We start from the raw sequence: 16731 nt of genomic DNA on the forward strand, positions 1-16731 counted from the left end.
ACCCACGTTTTAACTATTTAAGTTCGTAAATCAAAAAGTGAGTTTGGGACAAGATGATTTGTGTCCCAAACTTTTTTTGATTTGGGAAAAGGGTAACTTTGGGAGGAGCACGGACTGTTATGTAGCATAAACGAGTTACACACCCCATAAGCCTGTGCATTGCCTGATCGTCGTCCGTGGCTAAAGCTATTACCGCCGCTTCTGCAATTGCTCGGCTTATACCCGGGATGTTTCACTCTCTGGTATATAAAAATGCCCCGACAAGTTGGGGGACTTGTCGGGGCTGGTCTGATAAATTTATGTGTGTGCGTTACTCTTTTTGGAAATTAGTTTTGGTTAACAGCGTCCAGTTGGGCGAAGTAAGCAGTTTCCTTCTTTGCTTCAGCTGCTTGATTCTTTTTGTTGTACCAAGGTGAGATGGTGAATGCCAAGACATCATTCATTAAGTAAACGGAACTGTTAACGAACATTGCCAAGGTTGCGTCGCCTTGACGGAATGAAACGGCCCACAAGATCATTTGGGCAATCCCGGAAGCAACCCACCACAGGTATTGTTGCTTGAAGCGCATGAAGCAGATCACACCGGCACAAGCGGAGATACTAAATGAAATTGCATCGATCCAAGGCCGAGGGTCGTTCGTCAAAGCACCAATCAAGAAACCTGAGATTGCATAGGTGACAACCGTTGCTAGCACAGCGACGGTTGTACTACGCCATGTGAATGACCGAATTTTGCTGACCATGTTTTGGTTCCAAGATGGGCTAAGCAAAACGGGGAGGTCAAGGGTTGCCATGTAAACCAACTGTTCACCAATGGACAGGTAGTTTTTAGCAGCGAAGCCGACGTAGACGAAACACATTGCGGAAAGAACCCCTAGGAAGCCGTTAACACTTTTGGCCTGGTTAATGGCAAGGATACATAACACACCCAATGTTGTTCCGATAAAGGTGATTAAGCTAACCAAACTGAATGGATTTGAAACTAAAGTCATCACCTGCGCACCCAAAGAAAATCCAAAGAGCCAGTATGATGCCTTGTGCCAACCAGTTAATTGATGGGCAAGAAACTTAAAATAATTGATAACGCGATGCATGAAAAATCTCCATTCTATGATTTGTATTTGTGGGCCCGGTAGAATTAAAAGATTCAGGCCTGTAACGCACTGAGAGTTATATTAGCACCCATTCCGTGGAAAACAAAATGCCCGTAAAACGCTTATTGCATATGGCATTGGTTGCTGGTGCGTGGTGAATAAACAGCGACTGCTGGCGGCTGAACGTGTTTTTAAGTTGAACACAAGATGATGTGAAAACTTTTTTGAAAAATCTATATGTAGTGGTTCAAATGTGATGAAAGAAATGAAAACAAGCGGCTACGCAAATGAAAAAGCGTGGGCCAAAAGTCTGAAAGCCGTGAGTAAGACCTAGAACTGCCGACCGGGTTGGGTTTCAACCCGGTCGGTAGCTCGTAGTCTGCACGGTGACTTGACTTTTGGTCCATGTGTTCACGATTTAAACTCGTAAATCAAAAAGAAGGTGTAGGACATAAATGACTATGTCCCACACCCGTATTAGTGTCTAACTAGCTTGATGGATTCTGGCATAATTAGATTAATTGAAAGCTAAGTTGATGTTCTTGTGGCTTAAAGATCTGACCAAGGTGGCTAAACCGAACCTGCATCCGTTTTAAACCTTCGATGTTTGTATCCGTGATTTCAATGCGGTAAGCCGCGGTTGGTGCTGGATGCACCAGGTTGAATGTAATGTATTTACCCTTTGAGAAGTGAATGCTGTGGCGACCTAATTCGCTATGGAAAATTGTAATCATAATTAATGTCCTCCTTTTGACTATGTGATGATATTAACAGGAAGAAATTTCTGATGATAATAATGTGCTTCTGAATTCAATAAGTTTTTAAATGCCATAAAAAGATTTGTCGGACGCGCCCATGCATCTAATGGAGAATTCTTGTTTTTGGCTTGCCTTTCGGAACGTTTTTCGATAGTATAGACAGGTACCATTTTGGTAATTAAATTGCGCCTGTAGTGTAATGGATCGCACGTAAGATTCCGGTTCTTGAGATGGGGGTTCGATTCCCTCCAGGCGCATCATAGAGTAAAGAAGGTGTGGACAAGCTTGACTTTGTCCACACCTTTTTTTGTTGATGCGTTTATATTCTGAAAACGCTGGTCAAAAATTAAACTTCTGTGCAGATTATGGCCGCCCTAGGTCATGCTCAAAGCTTCCCGATTTTTGAACCGGTCCTTATTTCGTAAAGTGAAACCCTGATTGCGTAAGGGTGGTGGTGTTTTTGAGCACGCCGCTCATTAAATCAATCCACGGCAATAGTAAGACAGCCCCAGTACCTTCACCGACACATAGATTTAAGTTGAAGTAAGGCGTAAGCGATAAAGACTTAAGAATAGTTTTAGTGCCTGCTTCATAAGAAGCGTGCGAGGGGATGATGTGATTTTGGATGCCCGGTTGAATTTTCTCAACTAATAGTAATGCTGCATAAGAAATGAATCCGTCGATTACAAGCGGGACACCGTGTTGTCCGGCATAGAGAATGGCACCGGTCATTGCGCCGATTTCAAAACCACCAACGTTAGCGAGGATGCTCAGTGCGTCATCCTTATCAAAAAGACGAGCGATGGCTTGGTTAACAATCGCCACTTTGTGTTCTCGTCGTTGTTCAGAAATATTTGATCCATTACCAACAACGCTGTTTGGATTGACTTGTAAGCAACATGCTGTGATTGCTGAAGCAGCTGTTGTGTTACCAATACCAAGCTCACCAATCAAGAGTAACTGAGCATGCCTATCATTAACCGCGGTAGCTGCGATTTGGTAACCGACATCAATTGAATGTGCCGCCTCATCGACTGTCATAGCAGGCGTGATTGCTAAATTGTGCGTGCCGCGCGAAACAACGCGACTGATCACGTTAGGATTATTCGGGGCTGTTTTGAGACCAACGTCTACGATTGTGAGCGGGCAATTACTAGCTCGGCACATTGCGGCGACAGTGGTTGTGCCAGTGATCATGTTATCGGCTTGAATACGCGTAACTTCTTGTGGGGTTGCTGAAACACCAGCAGCGGCTACACCGTGATCGGCAGCGAAAACCAGTAATTCTCGTCGTGAGAAATCAATCGTGGTATCGTGGCTGATTTCTGCTAAATGAATCATCAGATCTTCTAATCGACCGAGGCCGCGAACTGGTTTCGCTAAATTATCCAATTTTTGTTGCATCCGAGTTGCTGCTGAAGTGGATAGTGTCATTAAGGGATGGTTATTTTGCCAAGCATAATTAGTCGTCACGATAGTAGCCTCCGTACCTAAAGTTACCTTTAACGTAGCGATGGAGGCGAGTGGATACAAGTATTTAACCAGCGAAACACATTAGGGTAATGCAATGGCGCAAATAAAGATAAATCTGGTAGAAATTGTGACGAAAATTTGTAAACGCTTACAGTTTCACATATAATCGACCACGTAAAGTTTACTAAAACATGGAGGCAACATAATGAAATATACGAAGCAAGCATATGGAACTTTGAAAAATGGACAGCCGGTTGAACAAGTGACTTTGGAAAACGACAACGGTAGCAGTATCCAGGTATTGACGTTAGGTGCGACTTGGCAGGCTTTTAACGTACCAAGTGATCAAGGGACAGCAAACTTGTTAGCAGGTTATGACAATCTAGCAGATTATGAAACAACACCATTTTATGTTTGTAAGACAGTTGGCCGGGTAGCCGGTCGTATTGGTGGTGCCAAGTTTGATATTGATGGTCAATCATTTACAAGTGACCAAAATGAAAATAAAAACACATTACATGGTGGGGTGCATGGCTTCTCAGATGCTGTTTGGACCATTGCAGATCACCAAGAAACTGCTGACAAAATTGCCGTGACGATGAGCTTAGCAGTGGCTGGCGATGTTGACCACTTCCCAGGTGACATGACGCTATCCGTAACGTATACCTTAACTAATCAGAACAAAGTAACCTGGTCTATTACCGGGAGTACGGACACTGCCACGTTGTTTAACCCAACTTTGCACACCTATTTTAACCTGACTGATCACGAAGAATTAGTTAGCCAATCATTGTTTATTAATGGGCGTAACCGAGTTGTCCTCGGTAGTGATAAAGTGCCAACAGGTGAATTAAGCGATGCGACCGGAACTGCCTATGATTTCACGAAGTTAGGCAAAGTGACAGATCATCTTGAACAATTAAAAACTGAAACAAGCGGCGTTGAATTTGATGATGCATACCGCGTTAATGGGGATGCTGACCAGCCGATTGCGACTGTTGCAGATCCTGAAAGCGGTCGTGCGCTAGACCTTTATTCAAGTCGTAATGGTTTAGTTATTTTTACAGCTGATCCAGCAGGCTATGCACTTTCTGAAGATGAGCAAGCTAACCGCAATTACACGGCATTAGCCTTAGAAGCACAATGGTTGCCAGATGCGATTCACCATGATGGTTTTGGTGACATTGTTTTACCAGCTCATGCACCACAAACGTACAGTATCGATTACCAATATCGTCAGCTGTAGATTGTCAGGCTGAGTCTCCTGAATTCAGGAGTGTGCCGAGCGTAAACGTCAAAAGAAAAATAATCTGTAAAATGAACTTGAGTTTGGGACATAATTATCTTGTCCCAGACTCTCTTTTTGATTCACGAACTTAAATAGTGAAAACGTGGGATAAAAGTCAAATCGCTGTGCAGACTACGAACCGCCTACCGGATTGAAGACCAATCCGTACGGTGGTTCTAGGTCTTGCTCACGACGTCCCGACTTTTGTCCCACTCTCAAATAATGTTGCCCCGACGGCGAGTGAAACGGGCTCACTAATGATTTGGTGTTGACAGACACCGCCACATGGCAGTGAACGAGAAGGCTCAAGCGCACATGGTTAAGGAAAACTTTACTAAATATTTTATAGCCTGTTTTACCTGCTAAAGTAGCAATACAACCGATTGCACAGCCGAAGTTGTGTGAATTAGTGTGTTGCTTTTTTTAGTAAAACTAGCTATTCTTATCGTCGGAAGCGCTTACAAAGAAGCTGGAGGTGCCGTAATGGCAGATAAAAATCAAAAGATCACGATTGATCCACAAGCATTTGCTTTGGCTGTACTGGGTGGGAACACACAACGGCCAGACGAAGAGAACAAACGTTATATCAAGCGTCAATTGACATTGTACTTAGAATCAACATTGTTAGTGCAAGACTTTAATGAGCTTGAGGAAACATCATTCCACTTGGCTAAGACGAAGCAACGTAACGAGATCTTAGAAAAGGTTATCGAACGTCGCTACAGTTAATGCTAATCGTATTTGCAATTATTTTAGGAACATTGAGGAGATAAGTTCATGAAGGTCAAACAGTATTTATCCTATGCCTTAGGGGCATTCGGGCATGATGCGTTTTATGCCACGTTGAGTACGTATTTTGTTGTATTTATTACGAGTCAGTTATTTGATACGAGTAACCACGCCAACGATGTGAAAATGATTGGGATTGTCACGACGATGGTTGCAGTTATTCGGACAATTGAAATCTTCTTTGACCCACTGATTGGTGGGGCGGTTGATAACACACGAACCCGTTGGGGTAAGTTCAAGCCTTGGTTATTGGTCGGCGCTTTGGTTAGTTCATTAACCTTGATGCTCGTCTTTACTAACTTTGGCGGCTTGGCACTTAACCAGCCAACGTTGTACCTTATCTTGTTTGGCATCGTGTTTGTTATTTTGGATGTGTTCTATTCATTCAAAGATACAGCCTTTTGGTCAATGCTACCTGCCTTGACGGTTGAATCTAGCCAACGTGCCCGGCTTGGAACGATTGCACGTTTTGGATCAACACTAGGTGCACAAGGGGTTGCCTTAGTTATCATGCCAACAGTGACCATCGTGTCTGGTTGGTTTGGTGGTGCAAAGGGTGAACAAAACCAAATGGGATGGCTTGGATTTGCCATCTTAATTGGAACTGTTTCTTTCCTTGGTGCTTTAATTACCGCTGTTGGGACTAAAGAAGAAGATAACGTTATTCGTGAAAACACGGAAAAAGTTGGGATCATCGGTGTCTTCAAGGTGTTGGTTAAAAACGACCAATTGATGTGGACTGCTTTATCTTACTTTATGTTTGCTTTTGGTTACGTTATTACGAGTTCGTTGTTCCTGTTCTACTTTAAGTATGTTTTAGGTAACGCCAATGCATTCTCTATTTACGGTGCTTTATCAGCCATCTTAGGGATTATTTCTGTTATCTTATTCCCATTCTTAGAAATGTTGATCAAACGGAAGGCCATTTACGTTGGCGGGATTGCGATGATGTTCATCGGTTACGTGATTTTTGCCTTGGCTGGTACGAACCTTGTGACTGTTTTAGTTGGGATGTCATTTATCTTCTTCCCATACCCAATGATTTTCTTGGCTGCCTTGATGACGATTACCGATAGTGTTGAATATGGACAATTAAAGATCGGTACTCGTAACGAATCCGTGACGTTAGTTGTTCGTCCGTTGATCGATAAAGTGGCTGCTGCCTTTGCAACGTTGATTGCTTCAACTGCCGCCGTTCATGGTGGGATGGTTGGTAATGCTAAGCCAAGTGACATTTCTGCAGGACAATTAACAATTTTCAGAACGTACATTTTCTACGCACCAATGGTTCTGATTGCTTTAGGTGCTTTGATTTACTTCTTTAAAGTTTCATTGACTGAAAAGCGGCATGAAGAAGTCGTTAAGGAATTGGAACAAAAATTAAATGCAACTGATGCAGAGATTAACGACATCAAGTAAAAAACAGTTAAAAAGGATGGTTCATAAAATGGATAAGGCAAGTATTCAACAAGAATATGAACAAACTTTTGGTGTTGCACCAGAACGGGTCTTCTTTTCACCAGGCCGAATTAATTTAATCGGTGAGCACACTGACTACAACGGTGGACATGTGTTCCCTTCAGCAATTAGCTTAGGTACGTATGGGGCAGTTTCCGCACGTGAAGATACGACGGTTCGTTTGTACTCAGCTAACTTAGCTGATGCTGGTATGCTGACATTTGATGTGAACGACTTAGAATTCAGCAAGGACTTTGGCTGGGGCAACTATCCGAAGGGCATGTTGTATGAATTAAAGAAGACTGGTCTCTCATTTGACCATGGGTTTGACTTATATGTACACGGGAACTTACCAGATGGTTCTGGCTTGTCATCATCTGCCTCACTTGAATTATTAGTAGGTGTTATCGCCAAAAAGCTTTTTGATCTAGATGTTTCACAAATGGATCTCGTGTACGCGGGTCAACAAGTGGAAAATGACTATATTGGTTTAAACTCTGGCATCATGGATCAATTTGCGATTGGGATGGGTAAGAAGGATCAGGCAATGTTCCTTGATACCAACACGATGGAATATGAATATTACCCAGTTGATCTTGGCAATAACGTTGTCTTGATTATGAATAGTAATAAATCACATGACTTGGCCAGTTCTAAGTACAACGAACGCCGGTCACAGTGTGAAGAAGCATTGGCACGGATTCAAACAAAAGTGGACGTTAAGTCGCTTGGTGATTTAAGTAAAGAAGAATTTGATGAAGCAGCTTATCTGATCAATGATGATACGTTGATCCGCCGAGCTCGTCATGCGGTGTTTGAAAACCAACGGACCATTGCTGCTAAACAAGCACTAGATGATCATGATTTAACCCGCTTTGGTCATTTAATTAGTGCGTCACACATCTCACTAGAATATGATTATGAAGTTAGTGTTCCGGAACTTGATGTTTTAGCTTCGACGGCTTGGTCACAACCAGGTGTCTTAGGGGCCCGGATTATCGGTGGCGGTTTTGGTGGTTGTGCCATTGCCATTGTTGATCGTGATCAAGTTGAGACCGTTAAACAAGTAATTGGCGACAAATACTTGCAACAGTTTGGTCATGCAGCAGACTTCTATGTTGCTGAAATTGCTGATGGAACACACGAAGTAACAGACTAGGCAGTGGGAGTTTAATTATGGCAGAGGATGCAGTAGAGAATTTAATTACTTTAGCAGAACAAACGGGGGCCAGCGACGTGCTGGACCGCGTTTATTTGCGCAATCGAATTTATGCACTAATTGGCGACGTTGATCATGCAGCACAATCTACAGAAGGTGTGGAAGCAATGAGCCAAGCGCTTTTACAAACGGCGATTGATAATCAGCTCATTGAAGACAACCCGACAGATCGTGAGTTACTGGAAGGACAATTATTAGATTTAGCAACGCCACGTCCAAGCGTCGTCAACGAACGCTTCTGGGAAGCTTATCAGGACAGTCCGGAAGCTGCGACGAAGTACTTCTATCAGCTAAGCAAAATAAATAATTACATCAAAACAGCTGCCATTGCGAAGAATGTGGTCTTTGACGCGCAGACAGATTTTGGCGACATTGAAATCACCATTAATTTGTCAAAGCCAGAAAAAGATCCTAAGGCGATTGCAGCGGCAGCCAAAACAGCTGCCAGTGGTTATCCATTGTGTCAGTTATGTTTGGAAAACGAAGGCTACAAGGGTCGTCTTGGTTACCCTGCACGCAGTAATCACCGTGTGATTCGGATTATGGTGGGTGGCCAACCATGGGGCTTCCAGTATTCGCCGTATGCATACTTTAATGAGCATGCGATCTTCTTAGATACCAAACATGAGCCGATGCAAATTAACCGGCAGACATTCACGAATCTGTTTGACATCATTAGTCAGCTACCTGAATACTTTGTCGGTAGTAACGCTGATTTACCAATTGTGGGTGGCTCAATGTTGAGCCATGAACATTATCAAGGTGGTCGGCATGTCTTTCCAATGATGAAAGCACCAGTAGTACAAAATGTGTCATTAGATGCATTCCCAGATGTGACGGTTGGCGTTGTTAAATGGCCCATGACCACATTGCGGTTAACTGGGACGAATCAGCAGAGCTTGGGTGAGGCAGCAGAACATATTCGTGAGGTCTGGAACCATTACGATGATGAGACTGTTTCGGTTAAAGCCATGGATGGGGATGTTCGCCACCACACAGTAACGCCAATTGCATATCGAGACGGCGAACAGTTCGTATTAGATTTGGTATTGCGTGATAATCAAACATCAACTGAATTTCCTGATGGTATTTTTCATCCGCATCAGGATGTGCAACATATTAAGAAGGAAAATATTGGTTTGATTGAAGTGATGGGGCGTGCAATTTTGCCTGCTCGATTGAAGACGGAAATGCAGGAAGTTCAAAAGTTCTTGTTGGATCAGCCAAATGAAATGGCTGCCTATCACCGTGACTGGGCTGAAGGCTTGAAGCAACAGTCCATCACGAAAACCAATGTTGAAACGATTGTGAACTCAGCGATTGGGACTGTATTTGCACGCGTATTAGCAGATGCTGGGGTCTTTAAATGGGATCAGACTGGCCGCGAAGCACTGGCCAAATTCCTGGCAGCCATTAAGTAGGTGTACGTATGGCAACTTTAAAGGACATTGCAAATAGAGCACATGTATCGTTGGCGACGGTATCACGCGTGCTAAACTATGACGCGACAATGGCTGTAAGCGATCAGACCCGGCATCGAATTTTTGAAGCCGCTGAAGCTTTGAACTACACGAAGCATCGGCGCGATGGCAACCAGCGACCAGTCAAACATTTGACGATGGTGGAATGGTATTCGCAAACACAAGAAATGGAAGATTTGTACTACATGTCAATTCGTATCAGCATTGAACGGGCCGCATCTGCTGCCGGATTCATAGTTGAAACGATTTATGCAGGACAACTGGCAACGATTGACGAAGCGACCGACGTCATCATTGCACTAGGTAAATATTCTGAGCCGGAAATTGCGCAGCTAACGCATATTACCGGGAAGCTCATCTTTGTCGATTTTGACACGCTTGGTTTAGGCTATGATTCTGTTGTGACAGATTTCAATTACGCCGTGACAGATGTTGTGATGCAACTTAAAGCGAGCGGCGTAACTGAAATCGGCCAGCTTTTAGGTACCGAACAGACAGCTGATTGTGAACGTACGTTGCCGGATCCACGGGCGTTACCATTTAAACAAGCACTAGGTGAGCATTACAATGCGCAGTTTGTAACGACTGCTGACTATTCACGTCAAGGCGGTTATCAGCAAATGAAGCAACTGATCAGTGATCTTGGTGAGGATCTGCCAACTGCATTTATGATTAGTAACGATGCAATGGCGATCGGTGCGTTGAAGGCATTGACCGAAGCGCATGTTGCAGTTCCACAACGTGTACAATTAGTGGCTTTTGATGACACATCCATTGCGAGCTATGCGATCCCGGGACTGACTGCGGTGCACGTCGCCACTAAACATATGGGACAGGCAGCAGTCACACTTGCGCAAGAGGCGATTGCAGGTGACCGACGAGTTGCGAAGCAGGTCACACTTGGAACACGTTTGGTAAAACGAGAAAGCACACTGTTTTAACAACTAAGCAAACAGCATCAGTGAGCGCAATGGCCACTGGTGCTGTTTGTCTTTTTTGAATTGGTCAAACGCGCAGCCTGCAATTAACCACAAAGATGTGTAAGCTAAGTGCAGATGGTGAATGAAAAAGTTCATAAAGGAGTGCTAAGCATGAACAACGAAAAATTTCGGTATCCAGATAAGGGCGCATACGAATTAGTGACTAAACAACTGGCTGCACGACATATTGATTATCACGATATTGCTGCGATTGCTAAAGAAATTCAACGGCAATATTTACCAGATGTCCCGCTCAGTGAATTTGAAACGGAGACAATCGATGTGCTACATAAGCGCGAAGTGATGAACAACGTGATGGTGGCGCTGGAACTTGATCGGTTAGCAACAGCAGGTCTCTTACAACAGCCATTGCAAGATATTATCAAAAATGACGTTGGTGTGTTCGGTGTTGATGAAGGCTTGGCTTTGAACATTGCGAATATGTACGGCACGATTGGCGTAACAAATTACGGCTATGTGGACAAGGTTAAACAAGGTGTCATCAAACGCTTAGACGAAGAAAAAGACGGGCACGTGAATACCTTCGTCGATGATATGATTGGCGCAATTTCAGCGGCGGTGGCTGCAAAGATGGCACATAAATATAATTAATGCTTGTGAAAAAATTATAAATAATTGAATCAGTGCAATGGTGAACTGATGACGTTTGACTTATGAAAACAAATGAAACAGCTTGTGAAACCCAGTTCGCGCATTTGCAGGATTTTGCCGTTTGGCTTATAATTCCTAATGTGTTAATTATATATTTTCCTTAAGGGAGGAAGTTCACCAATGACTGTTAAAATTGGTATCAACGGATTTGGCCGTATCGGTCGTTTAGCTTTGAAGCGGATCCACGAATTGAACACTAGCGACATCGAAGTGGTTGCAATCAACGATTTAACCACTCCATCAATGTTAGCTTACTTACTTAAGTACGATTCTACTCATGGTAAGTTTAACGGTGAAGTTAGCGCTACTGAAACTGGTATCGTCGTCGACGGTAAGGAAATCCCAGTTTACGCAGAACGCGATGCTAAGAACATTCCTTGGGTTAAGAACGATGGTGTTGACTACGTTCTTGAATGTACTGGTTTCTACACTTCAGAAGAAAAGTCACAAGCTCACTTGGACGCTGGCGCAAAACGTGTTCTGATCTCAGCACCTGCTGGTAAGATCAAGACGGTTGTTCCTGGTGTTAACTTGGACATCTTAGACAGCAGCGACAAGATCGTTTCTGCCGGTTCATGTACTACCAACTGTCTTGCACCTTTGGCTTACTTCATGAACGAAGAATTCGGTATCCAAGTTGGTACGATGACAACGGTTCACGCCTTCACATCAACACAATCAATCCTTGACGGACCTCGCGGCTCAAAGCCTCGTAGTAACCGTACTGCTTCAGTTAACACGATTCCTCACTCAACTGGTGCTGCTAAGGCCCTTGGGTTAGTTATTCCTGACTTGAACGGTAAATTACAAGGACACGCACAACGTGTTGCTGTTGTTGACGGTTCATTAACTGAATTAGTAACAATCTTAGACAAGAAAGTTACTGCTGACGAAGTTAACGCAGCCATCAAGAAGCATACTGAAGGCAACGAAGCCTTTGGTTACAACGACGATGAAATCGTTTCAAGCGACATCATCGACGATTCACATGGTTCAGTATTCGACCCAACCCAAACAGAAGTTACAACTGCTGGCGATGCTCAGTTAGTTAAGACTGTTGCTTGGTACGACAACGAATGGGGCTTCACTTGCAACATGATCCGTACGTTGCTTAAGTTCGCCACTTTGGAAGCTTAATTTTAAATAACGACAGTTTTTGTTTGTGGCAAAGGCGGGAGGAGGTAAACTCCGCCCGCCTTTTTCTGTGGCATATAAGTGCTACCTTTCACAACACAGGCAAATTGATTCATAAAAAACAGCGGAAAGTGGTTTTTCGACTTAAAAATCGTTAAACTAGACCCGTACGATAAACTCGTGAGGAGGAATTTACCTTGGCTAAATTAACTGTTTCTGACTTAGATTTAACTGGTAAAAAAGTTTTAATGCGCGTTGACTTCAACGTGCCAATTAAGGGCGGCGTGATCGGCAACGATAACCGAATCGTGGCTGCTTTACCAACCATTAACTACGTACTTGAACATGGCGGTCGTGCCGTATTGTTCAGTCACCTTGGCCGGATCAAGACTGAAGATGACAAGAAAGAATTATCCATGCGTCCAGTTGCTGAACGGTTGAGCAACTTGCTTGGCAAACCTGTTACATTTGTACCAACTACGCGTGGTGCTCAATTAGAAGATGCTATCAACGGCTTAAAAGACGGCGAAGTATTGCTGTTTGAAAACACCCGTTTTGAAGACTTAGATGGTAAGAAGGAATCTGGTAACGATCCTGAATTGGGTCAATACTGGGCTTCACTTGGCGACATGTTTGTTAACGATGCCTTTGGTACTGCGCACCGTTCACATGCTTCAAACGTTGGTATTGCAACGGCCATGAAGGCTGCCGGCAAGCCAGTTGCTGCTGGTTTCTTAATGGAAAAGGAAATCAAGTTCTTGGGGAACGCAGTTGATAATCCTGTTCACCCATTCGTTGCCATTCTTGGTGGTGCAAAGGTTTCTGACAAGATCGGTGTGATCGACAACTTGTTGACGAAAGCCGACAAAGTTATCGTTGCTGGGGGGATGGCTTACACCTTCTTCGCTGCACAAGGTTTAACAGTTGGTAATTCACTGTTAGAACAAGATAAGATTGACACGGCTAAGGAAATCCTTGCTAAGGCTGGCGACAAATTAGTTCTGCCAACTGATTCTGTTATCGCTAAGGAATTCAACAACGATTCACCTGCTGAAATCGTTGATGGTGCCATTCCTGATGGTTACATGGGCTTAGACATCGGTCCTAAGTCAATCGAATTATTTGAAAACACATTACGTGATGCTAAGACGGTTGTTTGGAACGGACCTATGGGTGTGTTCGAAATGCCTAACTTTGCTAAGGGAACACTTGCTGTTGGTAAGTTCCTTGGTGACTTAGATGCAACGACAATCGTTGGTGGTGGTGACTCAACTGCTGCCGTTCAACAACTTGGTGTTGCTGAAAAATTGACCCACATCTCCACTGGTGGTGGTGCTTCACTTGAATACTTGGAAGGTAAGACATTACCAGGTATCGCTGCTATTAGCGACAAGTAAACTTAATCATCGAACTGAGCTCAGCCTTGTGCTGGGCTCTTTTTTGTTCTCGGGGCTTGGTCGTGTCAGGCTGGCAGATAAACGAACTCGCGTTGCTCGTCGTCGGGAAAATGTTATGCCTTGCCGTTGCGGGCTTTGCACATTCTGTGCAGCCCTTCACTCCCGGCATGACATTTTCCCTCCATCGTTCATCTACCAGCCTGACACGACCGCATTTGCCTGCGCGAATGCGAAGGCAAATGCAAAACCTGAGTTCAAGAGTCAAGTTCAAGAGTCAAGTTCAGAACACTCCTCGCTTCGCCTCGTACTCGAACTAGAAGTTAAGGAAAGTGATGCAGCAATGCGTATGGGCTGGCTATGAAGGTGTATCGCAGTAGTTGTGCTTGGATGTGACAGTTAGTGGTGCTCACGCACAACTAACTGTCACTCGGCGGGAAACTAGTTTCCCACCGACACCCTACGTAGCAGCAAACCACACGAATATCGTTTTCCTGGCTTTTCATGGTAGAGTTCTCTACAATACGTCTTGTAAACACTTACAACGGGAGGATTTTAAGGCATGCGAATTCCGATGATTGTTGGGAACTGGAAGATGAATAAGACAGCTGATTCGGTGGCCGCCTTTGTGGATGGCGTGCGTGGTAATTTGCCAGATGGGCGTCAGTTGGAAACGGTGGTCTGTGCACCATCATTGTTTTTGGAAAAATTGGTCGAACATACAGCAGGCATGCCATTAGAAGTTGGCGCGGAAAACTGTTACTTTGAAGATAATGGTCCGTTCACTGGTGAAACAAGTCCGTATGCGTTAAGCAAAATTGGCACCGAATTTGTTATCTTAGGCCACTCTGAACGGCGTAAGATCTTTCGTGAAACAGATGAGATGGTCAACTTGAAGGTGCAGGCCGTGTATCGTAACCATATGCGACCAATTATCTGTTGTGATGAAACGATGGGCCAACGTGAGGCCAATGCGACGGTACACTGGGTTGTTTCACAAGTGATTGAAGCACTCAAGGGCGTCAGCGAAGAACAGGCACGGACAGCTATCATTGCCTACGAACCAAGTTGGGCGATTGGCGTCGGCACACCGGCTTCACCAGACCAAATTGAAGAAGGGTGTTACTTGATTCGGCAAACTGTCGCCGATGTGTACGATGACGAAATTGCCAATGAAGTGCGTGTCTTATACGGTGGCTCTGTGAAGCCTGCCAACATCAATGTTATTATGCAGAAGCCTGATGTAGACGGTGTCTTAGTTGGAAATGCAAGTTTAGAACCTGAGTCGTTTTTGGAACTAATCAGCAACGACCCTGGAAAATAATTGCTGAGAATCTTGATAGTGAAACGCCGAACACATATAATGTAAGGGAAGTCTTTGTGACTACATTTACCCATATAAGGAGAGAATAAGATGTCTATTATTACAGATATTTATGCACGCGAAGTTTTAGATTCACGCGGTAACCCAACTGTTGAAGTTGAATTGTACACAGAAGATGGTGCAATGGGTCGTGGGATCGTTCCTTCAGGTGCCTCAACTGGTGAACATGAAGCCGTTGAATTGCGTGACGGTGACAAGAGCCGGTTCCAAGGTAAGGGTGTTACTAAAGCCGTTGACAACGTAAACAACATTATCGCCAAAGAAATCGTTGGCTATGACGTTACTGACCAAGTTGCCATCGACAAAGCCATGATCAAATTAGATGGCACACCAAACAAGGGTAAATTAGGCGCAAACGCCATCCTTGGTGTTTCTTTAGCCGCTGCTCGTGCTGCTGCTGACGAACTTGAAGTTCCGCTTTACAACTACTTAGGCGGGTTCAATGGTCACGTACTGCCTACACCAATGATGAACGTTATCAATGGTGGGAAGCATGCTAACAACAAGGTTGATTTCCAAGAATTCATGATCATGCCTGTTGGTGCCCCAACTGTTAAGGAAGCCGTACGTTACGGTTCAGAAACTTTCCATGCTTTGAAGAGCATCTTAAACGACCGTGGTTACTCCACTGCCGTTGGTGATGAAGGTGGTTTCGCTCCTGACTTGAAGAACAACGAAGAACCATTTGAAATTCTTGTTGAAGCCATTACTAAGGCTGGTTATGTTCCTGGTAAGGATATTGCAATTGCCTTTGACTGTGCAGCATCAGAATTCTACAACAAAGAAACTAAAGAATACGAATTAGTCGGCGATGGTAAGAACTACAGCGCCGCAGAATTCACTGACTTACTTGAAAGCATTGTTGACAAGTACCCAGTTGTTTCTATCGAAGATCCTTTGGATGAAAACGAATGGGAAGACTGGGCAGCATTAACTGCTAAGTTAGGTAAGAAGGTTCAATTAGTTGGTGATGATTTATTCGTTACTAACACTGACTACCTTTCAAAGGGTATCAAGATGGGTGTTGCTAACTCAATCTTGATCAAGTTGAACCAAATCGGTACTTTGACTGAAACTGTTGAAGCTATCGAAATGGCTAAAGAAGCTGGTTACACTGCCATCGTTTCTCACCGTTCTGGTGAAACTGAAGACACAACCATTGCTGACTTAGTTGTTGCTGTTAACGCCGGTCAAATCAAGACTGGTTCAATGAGCCGTTCAGAACGGATCGCTAAGTACAACCAGTTGATGCGGATTGAAGACCAACTTGGCACAACCGCTGAATACAAGGGTATCCACTCATTCTACAACTTGAGCGAACAAGCCCGGAACGAAATCACTAGCAAATAATTGATTGCGTTTGAAAAGACCGCCGACTGTGTTGGCGGTCTTTTTGTGTGGAGAATTTTAGGGGGGAAGTGCTTTTATATTTGCGAAAACGAGTTCACCAGCCTTGAGTCCTGTGCATTGCTTGCCGACCGTACAGGGCTAAAGCCCTTCCCGCCCTGCCTGCAATTGCTCGACGCCTCCCGGGCTGGTTCACTCTCTGTTCTGAAACGAGTTCGCTGACCCAAGACCCTGTGCATTGCCTAGCCGCCGGTTATGGG

At 44.2% G+C, this 16731-nt stretch carries 14 protein-coding genes and 1 tRNA gene; 12 read left to right on the forward strand and 3 right to left on the reverse strand.

What is annotated here, in order from left to right:
• Window positions 1–326: 326 nt before the first annotated feature.
• Window positions 327–1094 carry a nicotinamide riboside transporter PnuC gene (gene pnuC / locus IV55_RS03055; protein WP_057809250.1) on the reverse strand — a complete coding sequence of 256 codons (768 nt, stop codon included), beginning with the start codon at window positions 1092–1094 and terminating at the stop codon, window positions 327–329.
• Between the two features lie 512 nt (window positions 1095–1606).
• A complete protein-coding gene (locus tag IV55_RS03060) occupies window positions 1607–1828 on the reverse strand; it encodes a hypothetical protein (RefSeq protein WP_057809252.1) in 222 nt (73 codons plus the stop codon).
• A 209-nt stretch (window positions 1829–2037) separates the two neighbouring features.
• On the opposite strand from IV55_RS03060, the gene IV55_RS03065 reads away from it, so the two are divergent.
• Window positions 2038–2109: transfer RNA gene (locus tag IV55_RS03065), tRNA-Arg, on the forward strand.
• A gap of 157 nt (window positions 2110–2266) precedes the next feature.
• Here IV55_RS03065 and cobT read toward each other — a convergent pair.
• Window positions 2267–3325 carry a nicotinate-nucleotide--dimethylbenzimidazole phosphoribosyltransferase gene (gene cobT / locus IV55_RS03070; RefSeq protein WP_057809254.1) on the reverse strand — a complete coding sequence of 353 codons (1059 nt, stop codon included), beginning with the start codon at window positions 3323–3325 and terminating at the stop codon, window positions 2267–2269.
• Between the two features lie 205 nt (window positions 3326–3530).
• Between cobT and IV55_RS03075 the strand changes: the two genes are divergently transcribed.
• The 11 genes from IV55_RS03075 (at window position 3531) to eno (ending at window position 16474) form a co-directional block, all read left to right on the forward strand.
• Window positions 3531–4571, forward strand: coding sequence for an aldose epimerase family protein (locus tag IV55_RS03075; RefSeq protein ID WP_057809256.1), 1041 nt, complete (start codon window positions 3531–3533; stop codon window positions 4569–4571).
• A 525-nt stretch (window positions 4572–5096) separates the two neighbouring features.
• Window positions 5097–5342, forward strand: coding sequence for a hypothetical protein (locus tag IV55_RS03080; RefSeq protein ID WP_057809258.1), 246 nt, complete (start codon window positions 5097–5099; stop codon window positions 5340–5342).
• A gap of 48 nt (window positions 5343–5390) precedes the next feature.
• On the forward strand, window positions 5391–6821 hold the full coding sequence (locus IV55_RS03085) for a glycoside-pentoside-hexuronide (GPH):cation symporter (protein WP_057809260.1): 1431 nt from the start codon (window positions 5391–5393) through the stop codon (window positions 6819–6821).
• 28 nt (window positions 6822–6849) lie between these two features.
• Complete coding sequence (locus tag IV55_RS03090; protein ID WP_057809262.1) at window positions 6850–8019, forward strand: galactokinase; 1170 nt, start codon at window positions 6850–6852, stop codon at window positions 8017–8019.
• Between the two features lie 17 nt (window positions 8020–8036).
• Window positions 8037–9500 carry a UDP-glucose--hexose-1-phosphate uridylyltransferase gene (locus IV55_RS03095; protein ID WP_057809264.1) on the forward strand — a complete coding sequence of 488 codons (1464 nt, stop codon included), beginning with the start codon at window positions 8037–8039 and terminating at the stop codon, window positions 9498–9500.
• 8 nt (window positions 9501–9508) lie between these two features.
• On the forward strand, window positions 9509–10501 hold the full coding sequence (locus tag IV55_RS03100; RefSeq protein ID WP_057809266.1) for a LacI family DNA-binding transcriptional regulator: 993 nt from the start codon (window positions 9509–9511) through the stop codon (window positions 10499–10501).
• Between the two features lie 150 nt (window positions 10502–10651).
• On the forward strand, window positions 10652–11152 hold the full coding sequence (locus IV55_RS03105) for a phosphatidylglycerophosphatase A family protein (protein ID WP_057809268.1): 501 nt from the start codon (window positions 10652–10654) through the stop codon (window positions 11150–11152).
• A gap of 180 nt (window positions 11153–11332) precedes the next feature.
• On the forward strand, window positions 11333–12349 hold the full coding sequence (gene gap, locus IV55_RS03110) for a type I glyceraldehyde-3-phosphate dehydrogenase (protein ID WP_057809270.1): 1017 nt from the start codon (window positions 11333–11335) through the stop codon (window positions 12347–12349).
• Window positions 12350–12543: 194 nt separating this feature from the next.
• A complete protein-coding gene (locus tag IV55_RS03115) occupies window positions 12544–13743 on the forward strand; it encodes a phosphoglycerate kinase (protein WP_057809272.1) in 1200 nt (399 codons plus the stop codon).
• A 559-nt stretch (window positions 13744–14302) separates the two neighbouring features.
• On the forward strand, window positions 14303–15064 hold the full coding sequence (tpiA, locus tag IV55_RS03125) for a triose-phosphate isomerase (protein WP_057809278.1): 762 nt from the start codon (window positions 14303–14305) through the stop codon (window positions 15062–15064).
• Between the two features lie 90 nt (window positions 15065–15154).
• Window positions 15155–16474, forward strand: coding sequence for a phosphopyruvate hydratase (gene eno, locus IV55_RS03130; RefSeq protein WP_057809280.1), 1320 nt, complete (start codon window positions 15155–15157; stop codon window positions 16472–16474).
• The last annotated feature ends 257 nt before the right edge of the window (window positions 16475–16731 follow it).

This window comes from Furfurilactobacillus siliginis, assembly GCF_001437435.1.
Lineage (GTDB): Bacteria > Bacillota > Bacilli > Lactobacillales > Lactobacillaceae > Furfurilactobacillus > Furfurilactobacillus siliginis.

Excerpts from the sequence above, each read along its gene's own strand:
- pnuC (WP_057809250.1), bottom strand. The coding sequence starts at position 1,094 with ATGCATCGCGTTATCAATTATTTTAAGTTTCTTGCCCATCAATTAACT.
- IV55_RS03060 (WP_057809252.1), bottom strand. The coding sequence starts at position 1,828 with ATGATTACAATTTTCCATAGCGAATTAGGTCGCCACAGCATTCACTTC.
- IV55_RS03075 (WP_057809256.1), top strand. The coding sequence starts at position 3,531 with ATGAAATATACGAAGCAAGCATATGGAACTTTGAAAAATGGACAGCCG.
- IV55_RS03080 (WP_057809258.1), top strand. The coding sequence starts at position 5,097 with ATGGCAGATAAAAATCAAAAGATCACGATTGATCCACAAGCATTTGCT.
- IV55_RS03085 (WP_057809260.1), top strand. The coding sequence starts at position 5,391 with ATGAAGGTCAAACAGTATTTATCCTATGCCTTAGGGGCATTCGGGCAT.
- IV55_RS03090 (WP_057809262.1), top strand. The coding sequence starts at position 6,850 with ATGGATAAGGCAAGTATTCAACAAGAATATGAACAAACTTTTGGTGTT.
- IV55_RS03095 (WP_057809264.1), top strand. The coding sequence starts at position 8,037 with ATGGCAGAGGATGCAGTAGAGAATTTAATTACTTTAGCAGAACAAACG.
- IV55_RS03100 (WP_057809266.1), top strand. The coding sequence starts at position 9,509 with ATGGCAACTTTAAAGGACATTGCAAATAGAGCACATGTATCGTTGGCG.
- IV55_RS03105 (WP_057809268.1), top strand. The coding sequence starts at position 10,652 with ATGAACAACGAAAAATTTCGGTATCCAGATAAGGGCGCATACGAATTA.
- gap (WP_057809270.1), top strand. The coding sequence starts at position 11,333 with ATGACTGTTAAAATTGGTATCAACGGATTTGGCCGTATCGGTCGTTTA.
- tpiA (WP_057809278.1), top strand. The coding sequence starts at position 14,303 with ATGCGAATTCCGATGATTGTTGGGAACTGGAAGATGAATAAGACAGCT.
- eno (WP_057809280.1), top strand. The coding sequence starts at position 15,155 with ATGTCTATTATTACAGATATTTATGCACGCGAAGTTTTAGATTCACGC.